29 protein-coding genes are annotated in these 26,323 nt (G+C 60.9%); 4 read left to right on the plus strand and 25 right to left on the minus strand.

Annotated features, from left to right (window positions below; genetic code table 11):
* Positions 1–23: 23 nt before the first annotated feature.
* The 5 genes from GKE62_RS05020 to GKE62_RS05040 form a co-directional block, all read right to left on the minus strand.
* Positions 24–2,228 (minus strand): TonB-dependent receptor, encoded by a 2,205-nt coding sequence (locus GKE62_RS05020; RefSeq protein ID WP_370516060.1) that lies wholly within the window; start codon positions 2,226–2,228, stop codon positions 24–26.
* A 49-nt stretch (positions 2,229–2,277) separates the two neighbouring features.
* The gene (locus GKE62_RS05025; protein WP_230206921.1) at positions 2,278–2,772 is read right to left on the minus strand and encodes an aromatic-ring-hydroxylating dioxygenase subunit beta; all 495 of its coding nucleotides are present in this window, start codon (positions 2,770–2,772) and stop codon (positions 2,278–2,280) included.
* Entirely contained in the window at positions 2,769–3,959 is a 1,191-nt protein-coding gene (locus GKE62_RS05030; protein ID WP_154693565.1) for an aromatic ring-hydroxylating dioxygenase subunit alpha, read from the minus strand. The genes GKE62_RS05025 and GKE62_RS05030 overlap by 4 nt, the downstream gene beginning before the upstream one ends.
* A gap of 94 nt (positions 3,960–4,053) precedes the next feature.
* Positions 4,054–4,911 (minus strand): VOC family protein, encoded by an 858-nt coding sequence (locus GKE62_RS05035; RefSeq protein WP_230206922.1) that lies wholly within the window; start codon positions 4,909–4,911, stop codon positions 4,054–4,056.
* A complete protein-coding gene (locus GKE62_RS05040) occupies positions 4,908–5,768 on the minus strand; it encodes a hypothetical protein (RefSeq protein ID WP_154691284.1) in 861 nt (286 codons plus the stop codon). The genes GKE62_RS05035 and GKE62_RS05040 overlap by 4 nt, the downstream gene beginning before the upstream one ends.
* A gap of 273 nt (positions 5,769–6,041) precedes the next feature.
* Here GKE62_RS05040 and GKE62_RS05045 point away from each other — a divergent pair, with 273 nt between their 5' ends.
* Positions 6,042–6,329 (plus strand): DUF1330 domain-containing protein, encoded by a 288-nt coding sequence (locus GKE62_RS05045; RefSeq protein WP_154693567.1) that lies wholly within the window; start codon positions 6,042–6,044, stop codon positions 6,327–6,329.
* A gap of 406 nt (positions 6,330–6,735) precedes the next feature.
* Here GKE62_RS05045 and GKE62_RS19630 read toward each other — a convergent pair whose 3' ends face one another.
* The 20 genes from GKE62_RS19630 to GKE62_RS05145 form a co-directional block, all read right to left on the minus strand.
* A complete protein-coding gene (locus tag GKE62_RS19630; RefSeq protein ID WP_154693568.1) occupies positions 6,736–6,987 on the minus strand; it encodes an FAD-dependent monooxygenase in 252 nt (83 codons plus the stop codon).
* Positions 6,988–7,478: 491 nt separating this feature from the next.
* Entirely contained in the window at positions 7,479–8,300 is an 822-nt protein-coding gene (locus GKE62_RS05055; protein ID WP_154691285.1) for an IclR family transcriptional regulator, read from the minus strand.
* 443 nt (positions 8,301–8,743) lie between these two features.
* Positions 8,744–9,163 (minus strand): hypothetical protein, encoded by a 420-nt coding sequence (locus tag GKE62_RS05060; RefSeq protein WP_230206923.1) that lies wholly within the window; start codon positions 9,161–9,163, stop codon positions 8,744–8,746.
* Between the two features lie 258 nt (positions 9,164–9,421).
* Positions 9,422–10,912 carry an aldehyde dehydrogenase gene (locus GKE62_RS05065; RefSeq protein ID WP_230206924.1) on the minus strand — a complete coding sequence of 497 codons (1,491 nt, stop codon included), beginning with the start codon at positions 10,910–10,912 and terminating at the stop codon, positions 9,422–9,424.
* Between the two features lie 34 nt (positions 10,913–10,946).
* Positions 10,947–11,225 (minus strand): 2Fe-2S iron-sulfur cluster-binding protein, encoded by a 279-nt coding sequence (locus tag GKE62_RS05070; RefSeq protein WP_154691288.1) that lies wholly within the window; start codon positions 11,223–11,225, stop codon positions 10,947–10,949.
* A 3-nt stretch (positions 11,226–11,228) separates the two neighbouring features.
* Positions 11,229–11,441 (minus strand): 2-hydroxymuconate tautomerase, encoded by a 213-nt coding sequence (locus GKE62_RS05075; protein WP_154691289.1) that lies wholly within the window; start codon positions 11,439–11,441, stop codon positions 11,229–11,231.
* Positions 11,442–12,212 carry a 2-keto-4-pentenoate hydratase gene (locus GKE62_RS05080; RefSeq protein WP_154691290.1) on the minus strand — a complete coding sequence of 257 codons (771 nt, stop codon included), beginning with the start codon at positions 12,210–12,212 and terminating at the stop codon, positions 11,442–11,444.
* Between the two features lie 10 nt (positions 12,213–12,222).
* Positions 12,223–13,254, minus strand: a complete 1,032-nt coding sequence (dmpG, locus tag GKE62_RS05085; protein WP_154691291.1) for a 4-hydroxy-2-oxovalerate aldolase — start codon at positions 13,252–13,254, stop codon at positions 12,223–12,225.
* The gene (locus tag GKE62_RS05090; protein ID WP_154691292.1) at positions 13,251–14,189 is read right to left on the minus strand and encodes an acetaldehyde dehydrogenase (acetylating); all 939 of its coding nucleotides are present in this window, start codon (positions 14,187–14,189) and stop codon (positions 13,251–13,253) included. The genes dmpG and GKE62_RS05090 overlap by 4 nt, the downstream gene beginning before the upstream one ends.
* Before the next feature lie 22 nt (positions 14,190–14,211).
* The gene (locus GKE62_RS05095) at positions 14,212–15,024 is read right to left on the minus strand and encodes a fumarylacetoacetate hydrolase family protein (protein WP_154691293.1); all 813 of its coding nucleotides are present in this window, start codon (positions 15,022–15,024) and stop codon (positions 14,212–14,214) included.
* Between the two features lie 4 nt (positions 15,025–15,028).
* Positions 15,029–16,513 (minus strand): 2-hydroxymuconic semialdehyde dehydrogenase, encoded by a 1,485-nt coding sequence (locus tag GKE62_RS05100; protein ID WP_154691294.1) that lies wholly within the window; start codon positions 16,511–16,513, stop codon positions 15,029–15,031.
* A gap of 40 nt (positions 16,514–16,553) precedes the next feature.
* The gene (locus GKE62_RS05105; RefSeq protein ID WP_154691295.1) at positions 16,554–16,985 is read right to left on the minus strand and encodes a heme-binding protein; all 432 of its coding nucleotides are present in this window, start codon (positions 16,983–16,985) and stop codon (positions 16,554–16,556) included.
* A 2-nt stretch (positions 16,986–16,987) separates the two neighbouring features.
* Complete coding sequence (locus GKE62_RS05110; protein ID WP_154691296.1) at positions 16,988–17,911, minus strand: catechol 2,3-dioxygenase; 924 nt, start codon at positions 17,909–17,911, stop codon at positions 16,988–16,990.
* An 18-nt stretch (positions 17,912–17,929) separates the two neighbouring features.
* A complete protein-coding gene (locus tag GKE62_RS05115) occupies positions 17,930–18,781 on the minus strand; it encodes an alpha/beta fold hydrolase (protein WP_154693569.1) in 852 nt (283 codons plus the stop codon).
* 177 nt (positions 18,782–18,958) lie between these two features.
* Entirely contained in the window at positions 18,959–19,564 is a 606-nt protein-coding gene (gene gstA / locus GKE62_RS05120) for a glutathione transferase GstA (protein WP_154691297.1), read from the minus strand.
* A 41-nt stretch (positions 19,565–19,605) separates the two neighbouring features.
* Positions 19,606–20,085, minus strand: coding sequence for an aromatic-ring-hydroxylating dioxygenase subunit beta (locus GKE62_RS05125; RefSeq protein ID WP_154691298.1), 480 nt, complete (start codon positions 20,083–20,085; stop codon positions 19,606–19,608).
* Positions 20,082–21,362 carry an aromatic ring-hydroxylating dioxygenase subunit alpha gene (locus GKE62_RS05130; RefSeq protein WP_154691299.1) on the minus strand — a complete coding sequence of 427 codons (1,281 nt, stop codon included), beginning with the start codon at positions 21,360–21,362 and terminating at the stop codon, positions 20,082–20,084. The genes GKE62_RS05125 and GKE62_RS05130 overlap by 4 nt, the downstream gene beginning before the upstream one ends.
* Complete coding sequence (locus GKE62_RS05135) at positions 21,359–22,315, minus strand: PdxA family protein (RefSeq protein ID WP_230206925.1); 957 nt, start codon at positions 22,313–22,315, stop codon at positions 21,359–21,361. The genes GKE62_RS05130 and GKE62_RS05135 overlap by 4 nt, the downstream gene beginning before the upstream one ends.
* 43 nt (positions 22,316–22,358) lie before the next feature.
* Complete coding sequence (locus GKE62_RS05140) at positions 22,359–22,853, minus strand: aromatic-ring-hydroxylating dioxygenase subunit beta (RefSeq protein ID WP_154691301.1); 495 nt, start codon at positions 22,851–22,853, stop codon at positions 22,359–22,361.
* Positions 22,850–24,262, minus strand: a complete 1,413-nt coding sequence (locus GKE62_RS05145; protein ID WP_154691302.1) for an SRPBCC family protein — start codon at positions 24,260–24,262, stop codon at positions 22,850–22,852. The genes GKE62_RS05140 and GKE62_RS05145 overlap by 4 nt, the downstream gene beginning before the upstream one ends.
* A gap of 289 nt (positions 24,263–24,551) precedes the next feature.
* Here GKE62_RS05145 and bphC point away from each other — a divergent pair, with 289 nt between their 5' ends.
* Genes bphC through GKE62_RS05160 form a run of 3 tightly spaced genes read left to right on the plus strand, consistent with a single transcriptional unit; the run spans position 24,552 to position 26,315 of the window.
* On the plus strand, positions 24,552–25,451 hold the full coding sequence (bphC, locus tag GKE62_RS05150; protein WP_154691303.1) for a biphenyl-2,3-diol 1,2-dioxygenase: 900 nt from the start codon (positions 24,552–24,554) through the stop codon (positions 25,449–25,451).
* Between the two features lie 48 nt (positions 25,452–25,499).
* Complete coding sequence (locus GKE62_RS05155; RefSeq protein ID WP_154691304.1) at positions 25,500–25,826, plus strand: non-heme iron oxygenase ferredoxin subunit; 327 nt, start codon at positions 25,500–25,502, stop codon at positions 25,824–25,826.
* Positions 25,827–26,315 (plus strand): aromatic-ring-hydroxylating dioxygenase subunit beta, encoded by a 489-nt coding sequence (locus GKE62_RS05160; RefSeq protein WP_154691305.1) that lies wholly within the window; start codon positions 25,827–25,829, stop codon positions 26,313–26,315.
* Positions 26,316–26,323: the final 8 nt, after the last annotated feature.

Below are 26,323 nucleotides of genomic sequence, written 5' to 3' on the forward strand. Positions count from 1 at the left end.
GCGTATTGCTCGCTCACTAAACCTTAGAACGTAACCTCGACACCCGCCCCGATGCGACGCGGCAGTTCGTAGCGCAGATCAGTACCGAGCGCGCCGGGACGGACTTCCTGGATGATTTTCTCGTTGGTGAGATTTGTCGTCCACAGCGAAAAGCGAAACTTCTCGTCCGCCGTCTTCCAGGAGATTTCGGCGTTGATCGACGTATACGGGTCTTGCCTCGTAAGATTGAGGAAGTCGAAATAGACGGTCGAACTGTGGAACAGCGTCCCGTTGATGTTGATCGTTCCGGATTCCAATGGAATGTCGAGGCTAGGAGCAATGTTGAAGGTCCACCGCGGCGTTCGCGGCAAACGATTTCCGGAAACGTCAGCCTGCGACACCACGTTTCCACCGGTAGGCCGGGGAATGAAAACCTGGGCCGCGGGAAACTCGTCGTACTCCGCATGGGCATATGCGATCGCGCCACTGACCCGAAAGGTATCGGTCGGTGCCAGCGTGGTCTCGAGTTCTCCGCCATAGATCGTGGCATTGGCTGCGTTCTGCAGAATATAGCCCGGTCCGAGGGGGTCGCGGGCGGTGACTTGAAGGTCCTTGTAGTCGTAGCGATAGAGCGCGAGATTGGCGCGGAGCCATGGCGTGATGTCCGACTTGATCCCGCCCTCGAGGGCTTTGATCGATTCCGGATTCACCGCGACCGGGGCGCTGCCCGTCATGTTGAAAACCCCGCTTTTGAAGCCGGTGCTGTAGGTCGCGTAGATGTTTGTCTGGTGGCCGATCTCGTAGCGGACGGTGCCCTTGTAAGTCACCTTGTCGAACGACTTTCGCGCGGTCTGCGCAAAGAGCGGGACGCCGTTTACGACTTGGTCGAACGACCGCTTTTCGTACGTATAGCGAATGCCGCCCGTTACGAAGAGGCTAGGGACGACCTCGAGCGTACCTTCCGCGAACCCCGCATACGATGTGGTCTTGAGCAGCGGATCGAAGGTGCGCACCAACAGCGGCTGGCTCGGGGTGGTCCGGCTGCTTAGGATGAAGTTGGCGTCACCGGTGAGATGGAAGGCGTACGCGCCGGCGATCCACTGGAACGGGCCGGGCGCGGCCGAGAGAAGTCGGACTTCCTGGCTGTAATACTCCGACGTGATCTTCGGCGCCACGAACGTCGCAAGCAGGATGTTCGAAGAGTCCGAGTCCGTGGCTTGAAACAGCCGGTTGTGGGCGTAAGCGCCGGTCGTCTCAAGATTCAGCGCGCCGAGATCGAAGCGGGTCTGCAACGCCACGCTGTAGCGCCTGGTCCGCAGCCCTGGACGAAGATCGGTCGAGAATTGCCAGGGCTTCGACGGTAAAATGGCACCCGGAAACGCGCGACCCGCCGTGTTGTCGTCGTAGGGTTGGTACACATTCTCCGAGCCGCTGCGGTCGAAATACTCACCCACCACCACGATTTTGTCGCCACTTCCGCTGCGGCGCATGACTTTGCTGCGGACATCGACCACCCGATAGCCGCCGGCCTTTCCGCCGCGAACGACGTCGTCCACGAAGTTATCCGACTTGCGGTAGATTCCCGCGATGTCCGCGGCGAGTGTATCCGAAAGGCCGCCGGTCAGATAGCCGCGCAAATTGTAGTCCCCGGCGCCGGTTTCGACCGACGCAGCCCGGGCAGACACGAGGCCGCCGAAGTCGAATTTAGGGTCGGGCGTGATCACGTTGATCAGGCCGCCGGTGGCGTTGCGGCCGAAGATCGTCCCTTGCGGCCCCCGCAGGACCTCAACGCGGTCGATCTTGACGAGGTCTGTCCAGGTCGAGAACGGATCTCCTTGGTAGATACCATCGACATAAGTGGCGATGTTCGATTCGTCTCCCACCGAAATGCTGTTGGAACCGACCCCTCTGATGACCGGCAGAAACACGCCAGCCGCCCGACCGCCGAAAAAGCCAGGGACGACTTGCGTCAGATTGCGAAGATCGGCCGCCCCTGACCGGCCCAGCGCTTCAGCCGTGATGGCGGTCACCGCGACCGGCACTTCCTGCAAACGCTGCTCCCGGCGCGTCGCGGTAACGACGATCTCTCCCAGACCACCGTGCGGTTCCGATTGGTCTGCTCGCTCCCCTTGCGCCTCATCTGGCGCGGGAGAGGAGGGATCGGCGGGAGCCGACTGCGCAAGACTGGGCGACGCAAATGCTGTCGCCGAAGCCAGTATCATCGATCTCAAGAAACGAACGCCAGTCATATCGGATCTCCCATCCTTTGATCATGTTTTAGTTAATTTTGACCCGCCTCTACAATGGAAAGACTAAATATCTAGGAAGTACTGGATTATCGGTCACGGCCTTGCGCGAGCGAAAACAGCACACGCTTTCATCCATTCGAATGACATCTTCATAAGTGCCCACCGCGAGTTGCTGCGGCAGCCCGGTGTCGTCCGGGGTGAAGATGACCGAGAAATTGGACGACATTGCGATGTTGCCGTCCTCGAGCCGGTGCGCGCGAACGCGCTGCACAAAGTGCCGCGTGCGATAGTCCTGGAACGTCCCGGCCCAGACATCCGTAATGAATGTGCACCGGTCGATCAGGCGATCCCTGCAGTCATCCAGCATCATTGCGACTTGCAGCCCATTCTCCAGGTCGCTGCGCGCAATGCAGATGTAGCTTGCGGCCGCATCGTCATCGAATGTTCCCAGCCATGACTGCATATTCTTGCCGTCCAGAGCCGAGATGTAGCTTGCCTGAAGCTCGTCGAGCCGGGCGTGCCCCTCCAAGGTCAAGCTGGTCACGCCGTCGCCCTCCGGAACCCCATCGCCGTACGGTAATATTCCCAGTGCGGAAGGTTGCCGCTCTCGTCGTTCTGGCGGAATTCGAAGCTCAGCCGGGACGGATCGGACACTCCCTTCTGAAACACCGCGGTGCCAGGCGTGCGATTGCCGATCTGGACGCGATGGAACACCGAGGCGTCCTCCATGCTGATCAAACCGGATGGACCGATGGCGTTGGAACTTTGCCGGATGCGATGGCGCAGCATCTCCTCGTCATCGTCCTGATGCGCGAAGTAGGCGTAGTTCACCTCCACCTCGTCGATCGCGATCGGCGTAGCGAAGCGGATGCTGATGACGTTCAGGTAGTTGGATGCGACTAGCATGGGAAAGAGAGCGAGGACGCTCGACCGCTTCGGTCGTCCTTCGTCACGAAATTCGATGACCGAACTGTCGCGAATAAGACTGGTTGGCTTGGGAACCGTAAGCTCGGTGTCGATGCAGTAGTGCCCCCGACCGGTGGTCGCGTATTGACGGCCCGCGCCACCCTGCCAGTTCAGCATCGTGAACGCCTGATGCAGAAGGGGCGGATGATAACCGTCGTTGTCGCTATATGCCTTCCAGTTCGTCAAATACCGGACGCGGTGATAGCCGATAAGCTTGAGGCGCCCGTCCCCGCCCATGATGTCGAGCAGCGAGTTCTTGGCCTCCTGAAGGAAATCGTCGAGGCTTTCGGTAGCGGCAGACAAGGTCACGAAGAGCAACCCGCCGAGTGTTTCTTGCCGCGGCTTGGCGAGCGGATAATCCTTCCTCTCGAAGCCGGGCGTGAATTCGCGCTGGTTGGGACAGCCGACCAACTCTCCTTGGCTATTGAACAGCCACCGATGGTAGGGACACTCGAACTCATTCCGATTGCCCGAAGGCTTGACCTCGATCTGATTGCTGCGGTGCGAGCAGGCGTTGAAGAATGCCCGAACACGTCCGTCGTGGCCGCGGATAACGAGAAGCGGGACGTCGGCCAGGTTGCAGGTCTTGAAGTCGCCCGCGTTCGGCACTTCGCTTTCGTGTGCCACAGCATGCCATTCGGGGCCTCGGAAGATGCGATCGATCTCCGCCCGATAGAGATCCTGACGAACGAAAATCTCCTTGGGAATCTCATTGTAGTTCGCGGGCCAGACCACGTCCCGCTGATAGGCTTCGCGCACTTCCATCATTCGTCCTTCCCATTCCGTTCGCGTCTATGCACGTTGCCTACGTCTGCCGACGCGATTGGCCGGCGTTGCCGCCGGGAGTTCGGCTTTCACTTCAGTTCGACAGCTCCTTGAGGGTCGCCTTGGCGCCCCACATGCAGAGGCTGGAGGGCTCGAACCCGAATTGGCGCTCGCGGTACGTTGCCTCGTCGACTTCTTGGACCCCGACCGAGTATTCGAAGACCATGTCGTCGGGTCCTTCGAAGTAGACGAAGCGCGCGCCTGATGTCGGATGGCGTCCGGGCCCGAAGACGATCGGAACGTTGTGCTGGCGCAGCAGCGAGTAACTCCGCTGGACGTCGTCGATCGACTGGACCTGGTGGTTGATGTGCTGAACGCCCGAGCGATCGGCTGGCACGAGCGCGATACTGTGGTGGATCTGGCTCAGTCGGAGAAGCGGAAGCTCGCCCAGTCGATCGCTGACCCGTGCGCTGCAAACCTGGGTCCAGAAATGTTCGTCGCGTGTGGTGTCCTGGCTGAACAGGCCAACATGGCTGAAGCCGGTGATGCCCGCATCACGCGCCAGCCTTGCCTTGCTGCCGGCGACGTGAGGCGAAACGGCAAACTCGATGCGCCCACCGCCGGGGTCGCTGAATGCGATGAAATCACGAACATGCCGCTGATCGCACTCACCACGCGAGCCGTGGCGCACCGCGTAGTCCATCGCCTCAAGCGTTCCGGCTGCGATCTGGAGGTCTTCGTCGCTCGCAAGTTCGAACCCGACAGTGGTTTCCCAAGGGTCGCCAGCCTCGTAGCTCAAGGTGCTCACCCGGTGGTCGGAGCGAAACGAACGACTGTTGCCGCTGCGATCGATCTGCTCCAGACCAAGCACGCGCGTCGCGAACTGGCTCGCGCTATCGAGGTCAGGGGTCTTGAGCCGCGCGTAGGCCACATCGAGGAGCTTGATGGTCACGATGCCGCGCCCCCCAACTCGGCCAAGGCGGTAACCGAACCCCAGCTGCAGTAAGAATCCGGTGTGGCGGAAAACTGCCGCGGGCGACGCGTTTCAGAGTAGGGCTCGGATTTCGTCGAATAGGAGAAGTAAATACCGGGCGATGGTCCGCCGAAGGTCAGAAACACCTGACCGCTTGCGGGTTCTCGGCCGGGGCCACGGAAGATTCCTACCTGACGGTCGAGAAAAAAGTAGTTCGACTGCATGACCGCGTCGATGCTCTCGACTTCAAACCCGACTACGAGAAAGCTCTCCCGATCACTCGGCACAAACATGATCCGGTGATGGGCGTCGTCCCAGCCGAGATAGACGCCCGCGCCCACCCGATCGGTGATCCGCGCGCCCAGAACATTCGTCCACGCAGCCGCCTCGGCCGTGGGACTGCGGCTGCCAAGCACCACGTGCGATAGCCCGACGACCCCGGCGTCACGGGACGGGAAGTAGCGCCGGCCTTTGTCCTCGGCCCGGACAACCAACTCGATACGGTTGCCGCTGAGGTCGCGGCATGCCAGGCCGGCGTAATAACGCCTATCCCGGCAAACCTCTCGCGTGATTTTCTCCACGCTCCACCCGCAGCTGACAAGCGGCTCCGACACCCCCTCCAACTGCTCGACCGTGCGGAGCGATATTGCGACGGTGGGAGGCCCGATCGTACCCGACGCATCGAGTTCCACGCTGTAGGCGCGCGAGTCCGATCTGAATCGCGCCCTCTGCTCCAGGCACTCGGCAAGTTCGAGGCCTACGACGTCGAGCATGTCACCGCTCGCCTCGCCAAGCGATGCAATCGGGATCCGCACAAAACGCAATTGCTCCAGCATCCCGCCCCCGACGCATTTAACAGTCCGTCTATACTGTTTCTTTGTGATCTCGTCAAGGGCTGAGGGATGGTCCTGAAGGCCTGGAAAAAGCGCAGCACTGGTCCCGACAGCGATGTCTGGCACTTACATACATCGAGTGATGGCGAATCGGTCCATCGCTCGGGTTTGACCTGCCCCACGAAGGGCGTATTCTTCGGGAGCTGCCTCGCCTTGACGGTTCAAGGCGAACGGCGACCGCGAACACCGGTCGTGAGGCAGCAGGGGAGAATTGGCTTGGCCGCCTATTTCATCGCATTGATCACTTCTCACAACGAGGGGTGGGTTGCGGATTATCGAGCCAACGTTCCGCGCCTGGTCTCTCGTTTTGGAGGTGAGCTCATCTGCAGGTCAACGCAGTTCGAAAGCTTCGAGGGCGAAGACCAGGCCCCGGACTACACTGTGATCATCCGCTTCCCTTCGCTAGACAAGATCCGGGCGTTCATGGCCTGCTCCGAGTATGCCCCTTTGAAAGACGCGCGGATTGCCGGAGCACAGTCCCGAATTTTTGCCGTGGGTGACTAGTCCCGTCCGCTGGCTGCAACTGACTTGAATGCCGTGGCACAGGTCGGCGACTGGACGAAGATCCGACCTCTGACATTGCCTACCAAATCCCGAACGACGAGTGATCCAATCATTCTTTGGCCGGGTTGTGCTCATATCGAGCTCAGGCACCATGCCTGCCGCCTGAGAGTTCGCAGCGAAGTGGCGGGCACCGTGCGACGTAAAGTCGTACTTCGTCGAGGCGATCGCCACCAACCGAGCATCGAGGTCATCTCGAGCGCCTCGCGCATGCGAAAAGTACCGCTACCTTGCTGCGACCAAAATCAGTCCTTAGGTTCGCCGATGCCAAGGCCATCGCTTGATTGGAGACATGCTCGGTCACCGGCTGGCGTTCCGCCCCCAAGGGATCGAGAAGGCGCGGTCCTCCCTAACCCGGCAAGACGCCTGGCAACTCCGATGCGAGGCTGGCGGTGTTGACTAGGCCCGCGTTCATCCCGCAGCCCGCGAAGGGAACACAGATGTGCGCGGTGGCGCCACAGATCAGCAGCCGCCAGACGCGAAAGCGATCCGCAACGAGATGCCGACCGGCCGCGCCCGCGAGAAGCCCGACTGGTGAGAGCTCGACGGCTCGCCCGGAAGCCAGATTCGCGCCAATGATCGCGACCGACGCATTTGCTATCTACCGACTTTCACCCGGCAGCTCTATCGCCGCGAACCGACTATAGGTTGCACATTGTATAGCGCGCCGCGCGTCATTCCTCGCTAGAGCGAAAGACGGACCGGCTGTGAAACCGATCGGTCGGGCCACGCCGACGGTTTGCGCAAGGCTCCGCGTGCGCCGTGCCGAGTTTGATGGGCGAGTGCCCACGGCACCGGCGCGGTTCAGACAAAGCGCGCGAATCTGCGCTGATCGCCCGCCCGCAAGACAGGCGAGATTGACGCCACGCCCGCGGCTCTCTGGACCTGCCCGCTGGGAGGACAGTGACAAGTAAGCGCGGCAGGCAGATTGTAACGGCCCCCTGATGGCTCCTCAACGGACTATCCCGGATCCGGGACACCGGGAGCAACCCCTAGGGTCTTCTGTCAGTCCATAGGGGTCGCAACCGAGACGGTGCGGGAGACAGCCGGGCGCCAGGGCGGCGGGTGCCGTTGGCGAGACTGAAACCGGAGCTAGGCTCCTTCGGACCAACCGATCGCAATGCTGGCCTGCCGACCTTGTTCCTTAATTCGATTTATCGTCTTCTCGCTGAAAAATTTATTGTCCTGCGTCCGAGCCAGCGCGCTCATCGTCGCGACCATGCGGTTCTGCGAGTCGATCACCGGTACGGAAATGGCGGACAGGCCCTGGACAACCGTGCCAAACGTAGACGCAAATCCGTCTCTTCTGACCTTTTCCGTCTTCGTCTTCAGTTCCTCGTCGTCGACGTAGACCCCGTTCGCACGCTCCCACGCAAGGTGCTCCTTCGTATGCGCGTCAGGGCAATACGTCAGATAAAGTAGGCCTGTGGAAGATGTTTGCAGCGGCAGAATCGACCCCACGTGAAACGAAGCGAAGAGTGGAATGCCCCCATCCAGCCAGCGGATGATGGTCGGTCCGTACGTACCCCAGACGCTCATCAGACCCGTGGTCTTCAGTTCTTTCAAAAGAGCATCGAGCTGCTCGCCGGTGACGCGTATAGGGTCCAACTTTGCCATGGCAGCCAACCCGATGCGGACCGCCAGGCTACCAAGGGAATATTTTCCGCTGGCCGGATTCTGCTCGACCAGACCACCGTTCACGAATGCCAGCAGATAACGATGCGCTTGGCTTCGCGATAGGTTGGAACGCTCGGCGACATCGCGCAAGTGCGCCTCCCCGCCATCGCGATCCATTAGAGCAATCAGCACCCGCGTACCGATCTCCACGGACTGAATAGATTTACGCTGTGCAGGCCCCCCGTCGGCCGACGCAAGTTTACTTTGAGCGTTCTTGTCAATATTTTCCCGAAACATCTCCGCTTCTTTCTACTTGCTGTGACGTCCGCTTTGATGGCACCCGTTCTTCGCCGCGAACCCGAGCGTTCTCCAGCTCTAGACCCTAGAGATTCGACGTGCAAGGTCGCGAAGCCGACCCGTTTTAGAGATCGGTCGCTCAACCGCGGCGAGGGCGTCGCAGGCGATCGTAGAGGCGCGAAAGCCTAGATTCCGGGACTCGAGACCAGCCTCGAGCGTGCGCACTCATAGGGCAGGATCGACCCTTCGTTGTACTTTCGCGCCGACTACCATTGCCTGAGCAGCCCCGGTACGTGCAAGCCCCCGGGGGCTTGCACGGACGCGTAATCGTATTTTCTCGGGGCATCCGAGCCTGTTCAGACGGACGGTGATCGCGGGGTGGCACCCAGAAGCTGGGCTCACGCCTTACGGATTGGTGCGCAGGGGATCGCCCCAAGCCTGTATCAGTTGTCGACCAAGATCATCTTGCGCACCAGGTTTTGGACGTCGACCTGCGTGGAATTGTCGATAAGGGCCGCCACTCGGTTCAAGCTCGCAACCACCGACGTATGCTGCCCGTGGGCGTAAAAGGCGTCGATCGGATAAACGACCGTCTTGTCGACTGGCGCGCGCTGGTAGCTCAGCTGACCGATGCCGTAGATGCTCAATCCTGCCGCTTCAGCGTGGGCCATCATCCGTTCGGCCCGGTCCCTATTCAAGTCGCCGCCGAACTCGACCAGTTCGGGGGGCGCGATCGATTTCCCAAGATGGGTGGGCCTCCATCGCGCCGCGCCAATAACTCCGGGGACGGCCAGCAAGTCCTTGAAGTCGAATCTTTCAGCCATCGGTTGCCGTCCTTGGTTTGGCGAGGTTGCCGAACTCAACTTTTGTCATTCGAAGCGGCCTGGCGGGAATCTGCGGAAGACGCGCTGTAGCCCGGAGACACGAGAGTTGCATGGCCGGCGAACGCACCGGCTGGGAAGGCGAATCGTCATGGACGAGCCCGCCAGCAGCGACGCTACGGTGACGCATCGGGCAGCCGTCACCGATTCCGACGGCGCGCCCGATAAGCAAGGCTGCTCTTTCCGCGAGAATTGCGGAAGACCAGCGTCTGCTCCGGCCGATGATCCGCTCCATCGGCCCTACTGGTCGAACATCCCGGTGCGGCCATCCTGCAGGTTGACCACCACCGACTTGGTCTGGGTGTAGTGGCTCAGCACTTCATGGCTGAATTCACGCCCAAACCCGCTTTGTTTGTAACCGCCCAGCGGCATGTTGGCCTTGAGGTTGTAGTAGCGGTTGATCCACACCGTGCCTGTTTCGAGCTTGCGGGCGATGCGGTGCGCGCGCGCGATGTCACGGGTCCACACGCCACCGGCAAGTCCGAAGGTCGAGTCGTTGGCCTGCTTCATCATCGCCTCCTCGTCGCTCCAGCTGATAACGCTGGTGACGGGGCCGAAAATCTCCTCACGGGCGATACGCATCGAATTCTTCACGTTGGTGAAGACGGTCGGCTGAACGAAATGCCCATCGGCCAGATTGGGGTCGGCGCTGCGGCTACCACCGGTCAGCACGGTAGCCCCTTCTTCAGCAGCAAGCTGGAGATAGCCCTGAACCTTGTCCATCTGCATCTGCGAGGCCTGGGCACCAAGCTGAGTCGCAAAATCCAGCGGATCGCCCTGGCGGATGCCTTCGAGCGCTACCTTGAACTTGGCAAGAAATTCCTCCTGGATCGTTTCATGCAGGAACAGGCGCGAGCCGGCGAGGCATACTTCACCCTTGTTGAGCACCGTCGACATGGTGGCTGCTTCAACCGCCGAATCGATATCGGCATCAGCACACACGATGTGCGCGGACTTGCCGCCGAGTTCCAGCGTCTGCGGAATGATGTTCGACGAGGCATACTGGATGATCCGGCGTGCCGTCGCAACCGAACCGGTGAAGGCGACTTTTCGGACATCCTCGTGTGTCACCAGGGCCTCGCCGACATCCGCACCATAGCCGGTCACGACGTTGATGACGCCCGGCGGCAGCAGGTCGGCCATTTCGACGAAGAACTCGATCACGGACAGGCAGACGGTTTCGGCCGGCTTGAGCACCACGGTGTTGCCCGAAGCCAGCGCTGGCGCGATCTTGCAGGCCATCATCAGGATCGGAACATTCCACGGAATGATCTGGGCACAAACCCCCAGAGGCTCGCGATGGACAATGCCGATCGCATCTGGATAGTCCAGCGTCTGGCCGTGGAGACCATAGGCCGCTCCGGCAAAGAGTTCGAACTGGCCAATCGCTTGGGGCATGTCGAAAAACATCGATTCGCGGATCGGCTTGCCATTGTTCAGCGTTTCGAGCGTGGCATAGTGCTTGTGGCGCGCCTTAAGGCGCCGGGCAATATCGATCAGGATTTCCTGACGCTCGGCGGGCGAACTTTCCGACCAGGCCGGGAAGGCGGCCTTGGCCGCGGCGACCGCGCGTTTGATGTCCTTGGCATTGCCGGCCTGAATCTTGGTAAGAACCGCACCGGTTGCCGGATTGATCAGGTCGATCGTCTTCCCGCTATCGCCGGAAACCCATTCTCCGCCAATGAAATGGCCGTACTCAGACTTGATCCCGTAGTCGCTTTCGAAATTCACCAATTGCGTAGCCATTCCTATTCGCCCTTTGATTCTATGTAACTTCGATCAAAAGATCATCCGCCGGGTACAGGCGGCACGCCAGCGCAAAGCCCGCTGCCCGATCGGCGTCCGAAACCTTTTCCGCGCTCATCTTGCCGGTCCTGTAATCGCCATCGACGACCCTGATCCGGCAAATCCCGCAGCCGCCACCCCTGCAACCGACCCCGATATCATCAGCCCCGCAGCGTTCCATCGCTAGCAGAACCCGTTCGTCTTCGCCGCAATCAAACTCCGCGCCATCGACAATCCGGATCCGGTGCAGCGCAGCCATCGTTCAACCCTTGGTGCCGACTTCGGCGGCCGCCTTCGCCGCAAACGATCGCCCGCCCACCGCGAAATGGCCTGCAGGCATTTCGCGCAAGATGATCCGTACCGATTCGCGCGGCGCACCTATCGAGTTGAACGCCGCGTCGGTCAGCGCCTCGATCAGCCGCTCCTTGTCATCGGCCGACCGGCCCTCAAGCATATTGACCTCAATGATCGGCATCTACGCCTCCACCTGGAACATGACGGCACCAAGCCCTTGGATAGTCGTGCGAACGGTCTGCCCGCGCGCAAGGTTCGGCGCTGCGGTGATCCCGCCTGCCATGACGATATCACCTGCGTTGATCTGCTCTCCCGCTTCGGCGACCAGCCGCACCGCGGCGACCAGCGAACGGAGCGGATGGCCGAGGATCGCCGCGGTCGAACCGACCTCGGTCACCTGGCCGTTGATTTCCAGGATCACCCCGAGATTGGAGAAATCCTTGGAGGGATCGTTCCACGATCCGATCACGAGACCGGATGACGAGGTGTTGTCGGCGATCACATCGGACAGCGCGAACTTGAAGTTCTCGTACCGACTGTCGATGATCTCCATGGCCGGGGCGATCGCCTCGACCGCCGCCAGTGCCTCGGCTGCCGTGACCTTCCCGCAGAGCGATGCCTTCATCAGGAACGCGACTTCCGGCTCGACCCGGGGATGGACGAAGCGCGCGCGCGATATTGCCGAGCCTTCCTCGATCAGCATCGCATCGGTCAGGCGGCCCCAGGCTACCTCGTCGACTCCGACTTGCAGCATCTTGGCCCGGCTGGTCAGTCCCATCTTGACGCCAATCCGGCGTTCGCCGCGCGCGAGGCGGCGATCGACCGACAGCTTCTGAACCCGGTAGGCATCGGCCACGCTCAAATCGGGATCGCCGTGGGTCAGCTGGGGGATCGCGCGGGCGTTGAGCGCTGCACCGTCCAGGGTTTCCGCGTATTGCTCAAGCTTGTCCATGGCCCTTGTCCTAAGCTGCGCGCTTGGAAACGAGGTCAAGTGCGACATCAACGATCATGTCTTCCTGACCGCCAACCATCCGCCGCTTGCCCAGTTCGATCAGGATTTCGCGGGTATCGAGGCCGTATTGCTCCGCCGCTCTTTCGGCGTGGCGCAGGAAGCTGGAATACACTCCGGCATAGCCAAGGCTCAGCGTCTCGCGATCGACCCGCACCGGGCGGTCCTGCAGCGGACGGACAATGTCCTCCGCAGAGTCCATCAACGCCATCACATCGCAGCCGTGGTTCCAACCCTTGCGATCAGCTGCCGCGATGAATACCTCGAGCGGGGCGTTGCCGGCCCCTGCCCCCATACCGGCGAGACTGGCATCGATCCGCACCGCCCCTTCCTGGGCGGCGACGATCGAATTGGCGACCCCGAGCGAGAGGTTGTGGTGGGCATGAATGCCTCGCTGGGTTGCCGGCTTGAGCACCCGGTCATAGGCGCGCAGGCGATCGCGCACCCCGTCCATGTCGAGCGCGCCGCCACTGTCGGTCACATAGACGCAGAGCGCGCCATAGCTTTCCATCAGCAACGCCTGCTGCGCGAGGGCCTCGGCGTCGATCATATGGCTCATCATCAGGAAGCCCGAGACGTCCATGCCGAGATCGCGGGCGATGCCAATGTGCTGCTTGGCGACATCGGCCTCGGTGCAATGGGTGGCGACTCGCACCGAACGCACCCCCAGCGAATAGGCCCGCCGCAGTTCTTCGACAGTACCGATCCCGGGCACCAGCAGCGTGGTCAGCACCGCGTTTTTGATGACATCGGCGGCGGCCTCGATCCATTCCCAGTCGGTATGGGCGCCGAACCCGTAGTTGAACGAGGTGCCATTGAGGCCGTCGCCATGCGAAACCTCGATCGCATCGACGCCAGCGTCGTCAAGCGCCTTCGCGATCGTGCGGACGCTGTCGGTGCCGTACATGTGCAGGATGGCATGCATCCCGTCACGCAGGGTGACGTCTTGGATATACAGCTTGCCGCTTTCGGGATTGAAAGTCATGCTGCCGCCTTCTCGATATGCTGTTGGGCGAGACGTTCGCCAGCCGCCTTGGCGGCGGCGGTCATGATGTCCAGGTTTCCGGAATACCTGGGCAGATAGTCTCCCGCGCCCTCGACCTCGAGGAACACGCTGGTCTTGAGCCCCTCGAACTCGCCGTAGCCCGGAATTTTCAAGGGCCGGTTCGAGCCGAAGCGCTCGAACTGCACCTCCTGCTTGAGGCGATAGCCAGGCACGTAGGACTGGACGGTCTGCACCATCTCCTGGATCGACGCACGGATCTTGTCCTCGTCGACCTGGTCGGTCAGCGTGAAGATTGTGTCGCGCATGATCATCGGCGGTTCGGCCGGATTGAGGATGATGATCGCGCGTCCGCGGCCCGCGCCGCCGACAATCTCGATCGCCTTGGCGGTGGTCCGGGTGAACTCGTCGATGTTGGCGCGGGTGCCGGGTCCGGCCGAGCGCGAGGACACCGACGCGACGATTTCGGCATAGTGGACCGAAGTCACGCGCGAGACCGCAGCGACGATTGGGATCGTCGCCTGTCCGCCGCAGGTGACCATGTTGACATTGCGAATGCCGCTTTCGAGCGCGCCGCCCACCGGCGGCACGAAGAACGGACCGATCGCCGCCGGGGTCAGATCGACCACAAGCTTGCCGTCTTGCTGCAGTGCGGCGTCGTGTCCCTTGTGGGCATAGGCCGAGGTCGCGTCGAAGACGATGCCGATTTCGGGATAGACCGGCAGCTTGCGCAGCCCTTCCATCCCTTCGTGGGTCGTCGTCACCCCTCGCTCGCGAGCAATCGCCAGCCCTTCCGAAGCCGGGTCGATTCCGACGACCGCGGCCAGTTCGAGCACTTCCGAACCCTTGAGCAGCTTGATCATCAGGTCGGTGCCGATGTTGCCGGAGCCGATGATTGCGCACTTCATCTTGGACATTATTTGTCTTTCCGTCCCGTCGTCAGCCGGCTTCGGCAGCGAAGGCTGCCCGCACCATTCCGACACCATTGATCCTCGCTTCGACGACATCGCCGCGGCTCACCCCGGCCATTGGCCCGAGAGCACCCGAGAGGATCACGTCGCCTTCGAGCAGCGGCCGACCGACCTGGGCCATGACCCGCGCCAGCCAAAGCGAGGCGGTGATCGGGCTGCCGAGACAGGCAATTCCAGCGCCGACCGAAATCGGCTCGCCCTTAGATTCCATCACCATCCCGCATTCTCGTAGGTCGAGACCGTCGAGTTTGCGTGGGACCGCGCCGAGCACGAAGAGCCCACTCGAAGCATTGTCGGCAACCGTGTCCCAGATGCGGATGTCCCAGTTGGCCACCCGGCTGTCCACGACCTCGATCGCCGGCACAACATATTCTACCGCGCGGATCATCTCTGCTGTGGTGAGATCGGGATGCGGCAGGTCGCGGCCGATGACGATCGCGATCTCCGCCTCGACCTTGGGCTGGATCACTTGGTCAAGCGAAATGGGAATGCCCTCGGGCACGTCCATGTCCGCAAACAGCATGCCGTAATCGGGCTGGTCGACGCCGAGCTGGCGCTGGACCGCAATCGAGGTCAGCCCGATCTTGCGCCCGACCAGGCGGCGTCCGCTGTCGAGGTAGTGCCGGGTATTGACCTCCTGCACGGCATAGGCGGCGTCCAAGCCGCCTGCGGAAATCAGGTCGCGCACGGGTGCCACCGGCTTGCCGCTCTCCGCCGCGCCGCGCAGCAGTTCCGCGGCCTGTACGATGACCTTCGGGTCGATATTTTTTGATGTTGTCATGGTCTCAGAGCTTCACGCAGATGTTTTGGATTTCGGTGTAGAACTCGAGACTGTGCACGCCGCCTTCCCGGCCGATCCCGGATTGGCCCGAGCCGCCAAAGGCGGTGCGCAAATCTCGAAGGAACCAGCAGTTGACCCAGCAGACCCCGACCCGCATCTCCGCCGCCACCCGGTGCGCGCGTGAAAGGTTTTCGGTCCAGACCGTCGCGCACAGACCATATTCGGTATCGTTGGCCAGCGCGACGGCCTCGTCCTCGGCGTCAAAGGGGATCACGCCGCAGCAGGGGCCGAAGATTTCCTCGCGCATGACCGTGCTGTCGTGCGCAAGCCCCGTCCAGAGGGTTGGCTCGACATAGAACCCGCCGCCTTGCGCGCCATCGATCTCGGGAACGCCGCCCCCAGTGACGACTGTCGCTCCTTCGGCCACCGCCTTGGCGTAATAGCCAAGGACTTTTTCCTGGTGCTCCGCGCTGATCAGCGGACCAAGATAGGCTGGATCACCGGCTGCGCCAGGCTTGAACGCCTGCGCCGCCATCGTCATCCGCCGAATGAATTCGTCGAACAGCGGGCGCTCGACATAAACCCGCTCGGTGCCGAGGCAGACCTGCCCGGTGTTTAGGAACACCGAACGCGAGAGACCTTCGACCACCTTATCCAGATCGGCATCGGCGAAGACGATCGCTGGATTCTTGCCGCCAAGTTCGAACGACACGTCGCGAACCCCAATTGCGGCCTTTTGCATGATCGCCTGGCCAGTACCGGTCTCGCCGGTGAAGGTGATCGCATCGACGTCCTTGTTGGAGGTCAGGAATTCACCTGCCGAGCCTGCGCCGAAGCCGTGAACCACGTTGTAAACGCCTTCAGGCATGCCCACGGCGTTCATTACCTCGCCCAGCAGTGCCGCGGTCCGCGGCGTCTCTTCCGACGGCTTGACCACCACGGTGTTGCCGCAGGCCAGCGCCGGGCCGACCTTCCAGGTCATCAGCAGCAGCGGGAAATTCCACGGGCAGATCACGGCGATTACGCCCTTGGGCTTGCGCGCCACGTAGTTGAGCGCCCGGCCACCGTCAGGTGTGTCCGTGGCGAACGATTCGGTCGGCATGGTCGCGATCACGTCGGCGAACATTCGGAAATTGGCGGCACCGCGCGGAATGTCGATGTGCGAGGCAACATGACGAGGCTTGCCGGTATCGGCCACTTCGGCTTCGAGGAAATCTTCGGAGCGGCGCTCGATCTCGGCGGCGACCGCCGTGATCAGCTTGATCCGCTCGGCCGTGGTCATCCTGCCCCAGGGACCATTCAGCGCTGTCTTGGCGGCTGCCACGGCGGCATCGACATCGGCCTTGCTGGCTTCATGAACCAGCCCGATGTGCTGCCCGGTGGCGGGGTTGACGTTCGCGAATGTCTTGCCGTCACTGCCCCTGCGATAGACACCGCCGATGAAGTTCAGAATAGTATCGGTTACGGGTCTGGACATGTCGCTGGTCATCTGGCCTTTGAGTGGTTATTCCAAGCGGCGCACCGGGCGCTCAATGCTGCCTGGCGCCGATCGCGGCGAGACCGGCTTTGGCACAGGCAATGTCCTGTTCTTCCGATCCCCCCGAAACGCCGATCGCACCGACAAACTCGCCGGCGATCTCGATCGGCAAGCCCCCGCCAAACATTGCAATCCCTGGCCTTGCCGCGAGTCCGCTGCTCAGAGCCGGGTTGCCTGAAACCAAACGGTAAAGGTCCGGTGTCGGCAGGCGGAAGCTGGCGGCCGTGGAGGCCTTGTCCTGGGCGATCTGCGAAGAGGGAAATGGTGCGCCGACAGCCCGCAGCAGCGCCGTCAATTCACCGCTGGCACCGATGACGGTGGCGACCACCGGACAACCCAGGCCGGCCCCTTCGGCAACGGCGGCCGAAACCGCCCGTACCGCGAGGTCGTGTCCGAGCGTCCGGATCGTCGCCACACCGTCCATGGTCAGGTGTTCACCGTCATGAAGCGGTCGTTGAGCGCCTTCTCGTAGTAGAAGATCGCCTTGCCGGCATTCTCGGCCTGCCACATCCGGCGCGGATTGTCGGGATAGTAGAAATACCCTCCGCTGAAGGTCTCGTTTCGATTACCCGACGGATCGAAAAAGTAGATCGTCTGCCCGCGGGTAATCCCGTGGCGTGTCGGTCCGATGTCGAGCGAGATATCGTAGCGGCTGATGATGTCCGCCGCATGTCCGACATCGTGCCAGGATTCGAGGAAGAACGAGGTGTGATGGATCCGTCCATTTTCCGGATAACCCAGGAACGCTACGTCATGCGCCTTGTTGCTGCACGACAGAAAAATGCCCAAGCGCGTTCCCGACCCCTCTTCAACCAGTTCCTCGGTGACCGAAAAGTCCAGCGCCTCAACAAAGATCTTGGCGCTTGCGGAAATGTCCACCCCGTTCAGGGCGCAGTGATCGAAGCGGGTTGCGCGCATGCCTCGCGGCTCGGCGATCCAGATATCAGGATTGCGGACTGCCGGCCCGGTTTCCGACAGCGACATCTCCGCATAGAGATCGAACACGTGACCGGTCGGGGAGTTGAAGCGGATCTTGCGTCCGACCCCGGGATCCTCGCCGGCCGGGATGATATCGACGTGGACGCCCATGTCGAGCAGGCGTTCGGCAAAGTGATCGAGATCGGAATCCTTGGCGACCTTGAACGCCATCCGGTCGAACCCGGGCGAATCCGCTTCGCGCAGAATGATGCTATGACGGTCGAATTCGTCGAACGCCTGGAAGAAGGCACGCCCGTCTTCGACGCTGACAAGGTTGAGACCGATGCGGTCACGGTAGTGCTGGATCGCCTCGTCGAGGTCCAGAACCCGCAGCTGCACATAGCCAGGGCGAAGTACTCCGGTAAGCGCCATTTCAGTTCTCCTTGTCCGTCAGCCTTTGAGGCCGCTCTTGAAAAACTCGGTCACCATGCGGTTGAAGCTCGCCATCCGCTCGATCTGTACCCAATGCCCGCACTCAGCGAAGACGTGCAGATCGGCCCGTGGCAACAGGCCCGCGAGGCGCACCGTTGATTCCAGCGGAATGACCTGGTCGACGAGGCCATGCAGAATCAGCACTTCGTGACGAAGCGCGGCGATATCTTCCTCGCGGCTCGCCAGCATTGCAATATTGTGCTGCCGATCGGCACCGCCGAAGGTGGCGTGATAGGGCTCGTGCGCTCCCGGGCGAACGCTCGCTTCGTAGCGCGACTGAATCAGGTCCTCGGTCAGTCTGCCGTGATCCCAAGCGAGATACTTGAGCGATGCGCGCATGTCGTCGAGCGAAGGCGTGTACCCCCAAACCTGTTCGAGCGCCGGGGTTATCGGGAAATCCAGCCCTGCGGGTCCCATCAGGACGGCCCGCTCGACCCGATCGGGATGGGCTATCATGAAGGCTAGCGTGATTGCGCCGCCAAAAGAGTTTCCGACCATCGACACCTTGTCGATGCCGAGGACATCGAGCAGCGACGCCACCTGATCGACCCAGATCCGCTTGTCTTCGATACGCCCCTTGGAGTCGGAATAGCCGAACCCGAACATATCGGGAGCGATGACGCGAAACGACTTGGCCAGATCGGGCAAGTTCAACCGCCAGTTGGCCCAGGCTGTCACGCCCGGTCCTGACCCGTGCACCAGCAAGATTGGCGCGCCTTCGCCGACGTCGTGATAATTGGTCGCACTGCCACCAACGATCAGCGACTTGCCGATCTCGGGACGTGCCACGTCGTTTGTAGCGGTAACCATAGCTCTCCCAAACATATCTGCTTGCGCCTCCGCCAACGCCCGGTGGGGCAAATGATGGAAACGGATCACGTCACACCGCTGCGACTCCAACGCAGTATTGCACCACAAAGAATGCGTTTGCAAATGGAGAATGATTTCAATCTCACTAAACCCAAATTCAACACCAGCGCGGCTCGCTCAAACCAGGCCTTCCGCCTTGAGCGCCGCCCCAACGGCGGGCCGTTGCGCGATTTTTCCGGCGTAGGCGCCCAGAGCGGGATAGGCGGCCATGTCGATGCCAACATGGCCCGGCCAGCCGAGCATCACGAACAGGTAGATGTCGGCCACGCTGTAGGCTTCGCCTGCGTAGTGATCCTTGCTGGCAAGTTCCTGTTCAAGCGCGGCGAGATGATTCTTGACAGCCACAGTTGCTGCGGCCCTGTTTTCGTCCGACGTTCCGGGCGTGAACAGCGGGACAAACGCCTTGTGAAACTCGGAGCCAAGAAAGCTCAGGCGGCTGAGCAGCTGGTAACGCCCGAAACTGCCCTCGCGCGGGACAAGACCGACTTGGGAGTCTTGATCAGCGATATAGAGCAGGATGGCAGGATTCTCCGTGAGGATATCGCCATTTTCCAGCAAGAGGGCCGGAACCTTGCCTGTCGAATTGACCGCGAGAAAATCGTCGCCGGTCTCGGCCTTGCGGGTCCCTAGATCGACCTTGACCGTTTCGAAATCCGCACCGATTTCGCGAAGTGCGATGTGCGGTGCGAGCGAGCAGGCCCCTGGGCTGATGAAGAGTTTCATTGATTTTCGCCTGATTGAATTTTGTTGCTTCTGACCGGTGGTCAGATCGGCGTTGCCAGCAAGGTGGCGATGCGGTGAGTGTCGTAGACGCACGTCCGGCTCACCAACTTTGCCGCGCCTTCCTTCACGATCAGCATGTCAATGTATTTGCCCGCGTTGTAGATGCGCGTTTCACCATCATTGCGGGTTTGCAATACCGCATAGCTGGCCTGCGCCGTCACCGTCTCTCCTTTAATCCCGGCGATCACCGCTCGCGAGATTAGGTGGCGGCTGAAATGTTCGGGGAAGACATTGGCGCGGCGCAAGGCCACAACCCGATCGACAAGCATGCCCTTGCTGTCGCAATACATGACTGCCGCAGGCAGACCGTTGTCCACATTCTCCCTTGCAATTACCTGATAGAGGCAGTCATCGACAAAGAACGCGGGCCATTCCTCAAGCCTGCCGTCGTCAAGGCACAGCCCATAGGCGGCATTGAGCGAATCGACTTGGCCTTGCAGCACGGGATCGACTGAGATCACGCCACCATCTGCTTGTCGAAAGTGGCCAACGCGTTGCCCATTAGGTCCAAATATCCTTTCCAGAACCCGCGCACGGCATTTTCATCCATGCCCATCGGGGCATAATACCCGCGGACATCGTCGCCGCCCATTTTGATGAAATTGTACTTGCCTTCAGCCCCAACAGTGCCCTGCTGGCACAGTTCCACCGCCTCGCCGTCCTCCATCGAAATCAGGCCGGAAGGGCCGACCAGGTTTAAGTTGCGTAAGCGGTGACGGGTGGTTTCCTCGTCATCGTCGGCATAGCCGAAATAGGTCCAGACCAGCTCGGTCTGATCGACCCCGTGGGTCACGATTTGGCGGGTCGCCAACGTATTCTGGATCTGCTGGAGCACCACCGAAGGGAACAGCGACTGGATGTGCAGACCGATATCGTCGTCAATCTCGGGGCGGAACTGCAACAGGCTTTCATCCTGGAGCTGCGCCGTGCCTTGCATCTCGCGATTGGCTTCGTCGCCGAAGGAGCCGTAATCGACGTCGCCCTTAGGCTTGGCCACGGTGAAGACGCTGTGGAACCCCTGCTCGGCAAGCTCCCCCGCGCTGTCCTGGCTCTGCCGATAGATACCGAAGGTCGGATAGAACAGGTGCAGCAGTGCCCCGTGATAACTGTCGCGGCTGTTTTCCGAATAGAGCTTCCAGTTCCCGGCCATGTGCTGGCGGGCGTAGCCGAGCACCTTGATCGGGCGTTGGAGAACCCGATCGACGTACTTGCGCATCACCGGGCCGAGAAACTCTTCGAGCGGCTCGACCTCGGATGAAAACGTGCCGAACACCATGCCCTTGTAGGATTCGACCCGGAGTTTTTCGAGCGAGTGGTTGGCCGGATCGAAGTCCTTTCCGTAGCCGCCGACACCTTTGAGACCGCGCCGGAACGGGACGCCGACCAGCGTCCCTTCGGCGTCGTAAGCCCACTGGTGGTAGACGCATACAAAGGCACCGTCGGCCTGGTTGCCGCGTAGCGAGCGGCACACGGTTGCACCCTTGTGCGCGCAGCGGTTGACCCAGGCATTTACCTTCCAATCGAGCCCGCGCACAAGGACCACGGGGGTTTCCCCGACGTGGGTTGCCCTGAAGTCGCCCGGATCGGGGATTTCGGCTTCGAGACCCAGATAGCACCAGGTGCGTCCCTGAAAAACCTTGCGCTGTTCCGCCGCAAAGATTTTCGGACTGTGATAAACGCCGTAATCGACTCCGGTCGGCAGGGATGGGCGGGCACCCATCCTGTTTTCGACGCTCATTCCGTTCCCCCGGTGAAGCCCCGCCCCGCGGCAAGCCGGCCGCAGGTCAGCATAGCGCTCAGCATCATGGCGGCATCCGCCTTGCCGGTGCCGACAATATCGTAGGCAGTACCGTGGGCGACCGACATGTGGAGATAGGGTGGACCCATCATGATCACGCAGTTGCCCGAAAAACCCCAGGTCTTGACGGCGATGTGGCCCTGATCGTGGCACATGGCGAGGACCATGTCGTACCGACCCTCGATACATTGGCGAAACACCGAATCCGGAGCGATCGGCCCCTCCACCGCAATCCCTTTCGCCCGGGCCCGTTCGACCCCTGGCGCGATCTCCAGCCGCTCCTCGTCGCCCATGGCGTGCGGATTGAGCCCGGCCACGGCGATGCGGGGACAGGCAATGCCCCACGAGCGCATGGCATCGTTGACCTGGCCGATGGCCCCCTCCACCAGGTCGGTTGTGATGACATCAATCACCTGCCGCAGTGGCATGTGATCGGTCAGGTGCGCGACGCGCAGCGGCCCGGTAAGCAATACCAAATAGCTTTCGCCCGGGGTCGGGCTGATTACCTTGTGCAGCTTGCCTGCCATCTTGAGCGACCCGGTGCTGATTGGTCCCATTATGGTCGCCGCGAAGGAACCGTCCCGCGCCAGGGCATCGAGCTCGTCAAGCCATTGCGCGGTGGCGTGTCCGGCGATTTCCGTGTCTTCCCGGAGCGGCAGGACGCCGGGCGGCAAAGCGCCGGTATCGACTACGTCGATCACACCGGGATCGTCGCTCGGCTTCTCGAACCTGCGCATCGGTCTGACCCGGACATTGGCTCCGATCATGTCGATAGCGCGCTCGACCGCGGCGGTCGATCCCAACAAGACCGGAATGGACACTTCGTGGACCGAACCGCTCGCCAGGGCCTTGACGGCGACCTCTGGACCGATCCCGGCGGGATCGCCGATCATCGTGCCAACGACAGGCCTGCCTGGGCGCGATGCCATTGCGACGTCAGATGCTGTAGACATCGAGCATGGTCTGGGCGAGGTCGTTGATGACGATGGTTTCCTTGCGCTGGATCAGGAACGAATCGCGGGCCGGGATCAGTTCGTACTGCGCCGAGCCGTGGTAGGTCGTTACCGCTCCTTCAAGCACGGAGGTCACGCTCCACGAGCTACGAGCCTGAACCAGATCGCCTTTGTCCGCCACCGATAGCAGGGTGAACATGTGCGACGTGCGGGCACCCGGCGTGCTGGCCGAAGAACGACCGGTACGTATCCGGAACACGCGGTCTTCCAATCCGCCCCGGTTGGGGTAGTAGATCAGCGAAATTTCCCGATTGGGATCCGCGGTCAGGCGTTCGTGATCATCCCATGCTGGTACCCAGTAGACCGCGTCCTCGGTATAAAGGCCGAGCCAGCCGTCCCAATCCTTTTTGTCGAGCATGAATGCTTCATGGCCAAGAAATCGGGTGACTGCCAGCCATTGGGTATCGGCGTTGGTCATTGCGCAGACTCCGCTTCTCCGAGCGCGATCAGGTCGGCACATTCCTGGTCGATTGCCGCATTCATCCGCTTGATCCATTCATCGTGGATCGCGACATACAGGCCCTCGTCGGCCACCGCAGGGCTACTCCGAAGAGCCTCCACTTCCAGCCTTTCGCCAAATTTGCCCCGCCCCTCCTCCCAACGGGTCGAACCGCGCGACATATCGTTGAACAGCCCCGCGCCAGCAGCAAAGCCAACCTGGCAATTGTTGAATTCGGTCAGATCGTCGGGCGTCGCCATGCCGCTGGCGTTGAAAAAATCCTCATATTGACGGATTCGCAAGGCCCGCGCCTCATCGCTCTCTCCGACCGGCGCGATGCAATAAGTGGTCACTTCGGTTTCATCGACCGCGATCGGCTGGATTATCCTGACCTGGGTGCTGGTCTGATCCATCAGAAAGACGTTGGGAAATAGCTGCAGGTTGCGGATGCGCTTGTTCATCCACAACGCCCGCTCTTCCCCATGGTTGGCGACCAGCCAGTCAAGAACGCTGAAATTCGGGCGATCCCGGTAGTTAGCATAGTCCGCCCACAGCACGGAGTGACCATTCTGGAAGGAGAATGAACCACCATCCTGTTGATTGAAATTCGAAAAATCGATTGCTTTCGTTTCGTTACTGGATTCTCCCTCGACGCGACGCTGTACCGCCATGAAGTAATTCGCGTGCACGGTGCTCACGTGATACCCGTCGAGTCCGTTTTCGACCTGCATCTTCCAGTTTCCCCGGTAGCGGTACCGCGTGGCGCCAGGCAGAACCTCGAGCGCTCCTTGCTGCGACTGGTCGACCAGCAGGTCGATGAAAGCCTTCGATCCTGCCAGATAATCCTCGAGCGGCAGAACGTCGTCCGCCAGACTGCCGAAGATGAAGCCGCGATAGCTCTCGAGGTGTGCAATCTGCGGCAAGCCGAAATCGGCGCGGTTGAACCCGGCGCTGTACCCTCCCGTCCTTTCTTCGGTGACGTCGAGCAAATCCCCAGCCGACGAATAGGTCCAGCCGTGAAATGGGCACATGAAGTTCTTTTTGTTGCCGGCCTTTTCGCGGCAAACGCGCGCGCCTCGGTGAGCGCAAGCGTTGATCATGCCGCGCAGCGCACCTGACCGGTCGCGGGTGATCAGGACCGGGACCCTGCCAATCCTGGTCGTGATGAAATCATGCGGCTTCGCCACCTGGCTTTCGTGGGCGAGAAACACCCAGTTTCGCTCGAAAAAGTGCTTGAGCTCGATCTCGTAGATCTCGGCGTCGGTGAACGCAGCGCGGTCGATCTGGTAGATCCCCCGGGATTGATCCTTAACCAACCACGATTGCAATCGGTCGCGCAAGGCTTGCAGGTCGGCAATCCTTCCGACGCGCTTTTCCGTTGCTTGCATACTTCCTCTCTCCCGCGGCTCAATCCCTGTCCGGCCCATCGTGTCTGCGTTGAGGGGCCGATGACACAACCCGTGAACCACGCTGTCGATACTCCGACGGAGCGAATCGACCGGCCAGGCCTGTCGCACCGTCCGTACACGATTGATTAATTTCGTGCAACGTATTGCACATTGGTGTATTCAGCGATAGCCAAGCCAGCAATTCACACGGGGCGATACCGGTATCGGCTCCACAAAAATCGACGCAACTAGGCGCGGAAAACCGTGCAATCTGAGGGAGATTGAGACGATGTCAGTTGTCACCGAACTTGGGTATCTTGGCCTGTCCGTATCGAATCTCGACAGTTGGCGTGCCTACGCCACCGAAATCGCGGGCATGGAGATCGTCGACGAGGGTGAAGGTGATCGCCTCTATCTGCGCATGGACCAGTGGCATCATCGCATTGCCTTGATTGCCGATGGCCAGGACGATCTCGCTTACCTGGGGTGGCGTGTCGCCGGTCCCGTCGAATTCACGGCATTGATCGAGAAACTGATTGCTGCAAGAATTGCGGTGACTGTGTCCAGCGATGCCGAAGCTGGCGAACGGCGCGTGCTGGGCTTGGCCAAACTGGTCGATCCGGGCGGCAATCCGACCGAAATCTTCTATGGCCCGCAGGTCGATGCATACAAGCCGTTCCACCCAGGCCGGGCAATGTTCGGTAAATTCGTGACAGGCTCCGAAGGCGTTGGCCACTGCATTCTACGCCAGGACGATGTCGAGGCTGCCGCGAGTTTCTATGGCCTGCTCGGCCTGCGCGGATCGGTGGAATACCACCTGCAACTACCCAACGGCATGGTTGCCTCGCCCTACTTCATGCATTGCAACGAGCGGCAGCACTCGGTCGCTTTCGGTCTGGGCCCAATGGAGAAGCGCATCAACCACCTGATGTTCGAGTATGCCGAGCTCGACGATCTCGGCCTTGCCCATGACATCGTGCGTGCGCGTCAGATTGACGTGGCGCTGCAACTTGGCAAGCACGCCAACGACCAGGCTCTGACCTTCTATTGCGCGAATCCGTCCGGCTGGCTCTGGGAGTTCGGCTGGGGTGCCCGTAAGGCTTCCGCCCAGCAGGAATACTACACGCGGGACATTTTTGGCCACGGCAACGAAGCGCCGGGCTACGGGATGGACATCTCGCTGCTCTAAACGGCTGTGGGAGAGATTTAATCCCCTTTTCGAGGATTTAGTAGCACGATGGCGAACAAACTACGCCTTTGCCAAGTGGCGGACGTCAAGGATGGCGAACCAGTCGCCATTTTTCTTGAAGGGATACCGGCGCTGGCCGTCTACAACGTGCACGGCCAGGTCTTCGTCACGGACAACGTTTGCACCCACGGCAACGCGATGCTGACCGACGGTTATCAGGATGGCGGCATTATTGAATGCCCCTTCCATGGCGGATCCTTCGATATCGCCACCGGGGCGGCCAAAGCATTTCCCTGCAAAGTCGCGCTGAGAACCTACCCGATGACCATAGAAGACGGGTGGGTAGCGATAGATAAGCCGGAAGGCGGTGTGTAAGTGGAATTTGCCGCCTCCCATCGACTGCAATTGCAGCAGCTGGCCACCGAACTCAATTCGCTTCACGCCGAGCTGATCGACGACGATCGGCTGGAAGAATGGCCGGAACTATTTGCGACCGACTGCAACTACACCGTGATTGCCCGCGAGAATTTTGAGCGCAACCTGAGCATTGCGGCCGTATTCTGCGACAGCCGCGGCATGCTGGTCGATCGGATTGTTTCGCTACGCAAGGCGAACATCTATCCCGTACACAGTTACCGTCACATTCTCGGGCCGTCGCGCCTGATTTCAACGATCGGACTGCAGGTAAAGGTCCAGACCAACTATGCTGTACTGATGACCCGCACCGATGGACGTACCATCATCTACAATTGTGGCAAGTATATCGATGAAGTAGATTGTAGCGGCGATCGTCCTTTTTTTCGTTCGAAGCTTGCTGTATTTGACACAAATCTCATCGATACGATGATGGTTCGCCCAATTTAGTCTGATTT

Origin of the sequence: Novosphingobium sp. Gsoil 351 (assembly GCF_009707465.1) — a bacterium.
Classification (GTDB): domain Bacteria; phylum Pseudomonadota; class Alphaproteobacteria; order Sphingomonadales; family Sphingomonadaceae; genus Novosphingobium.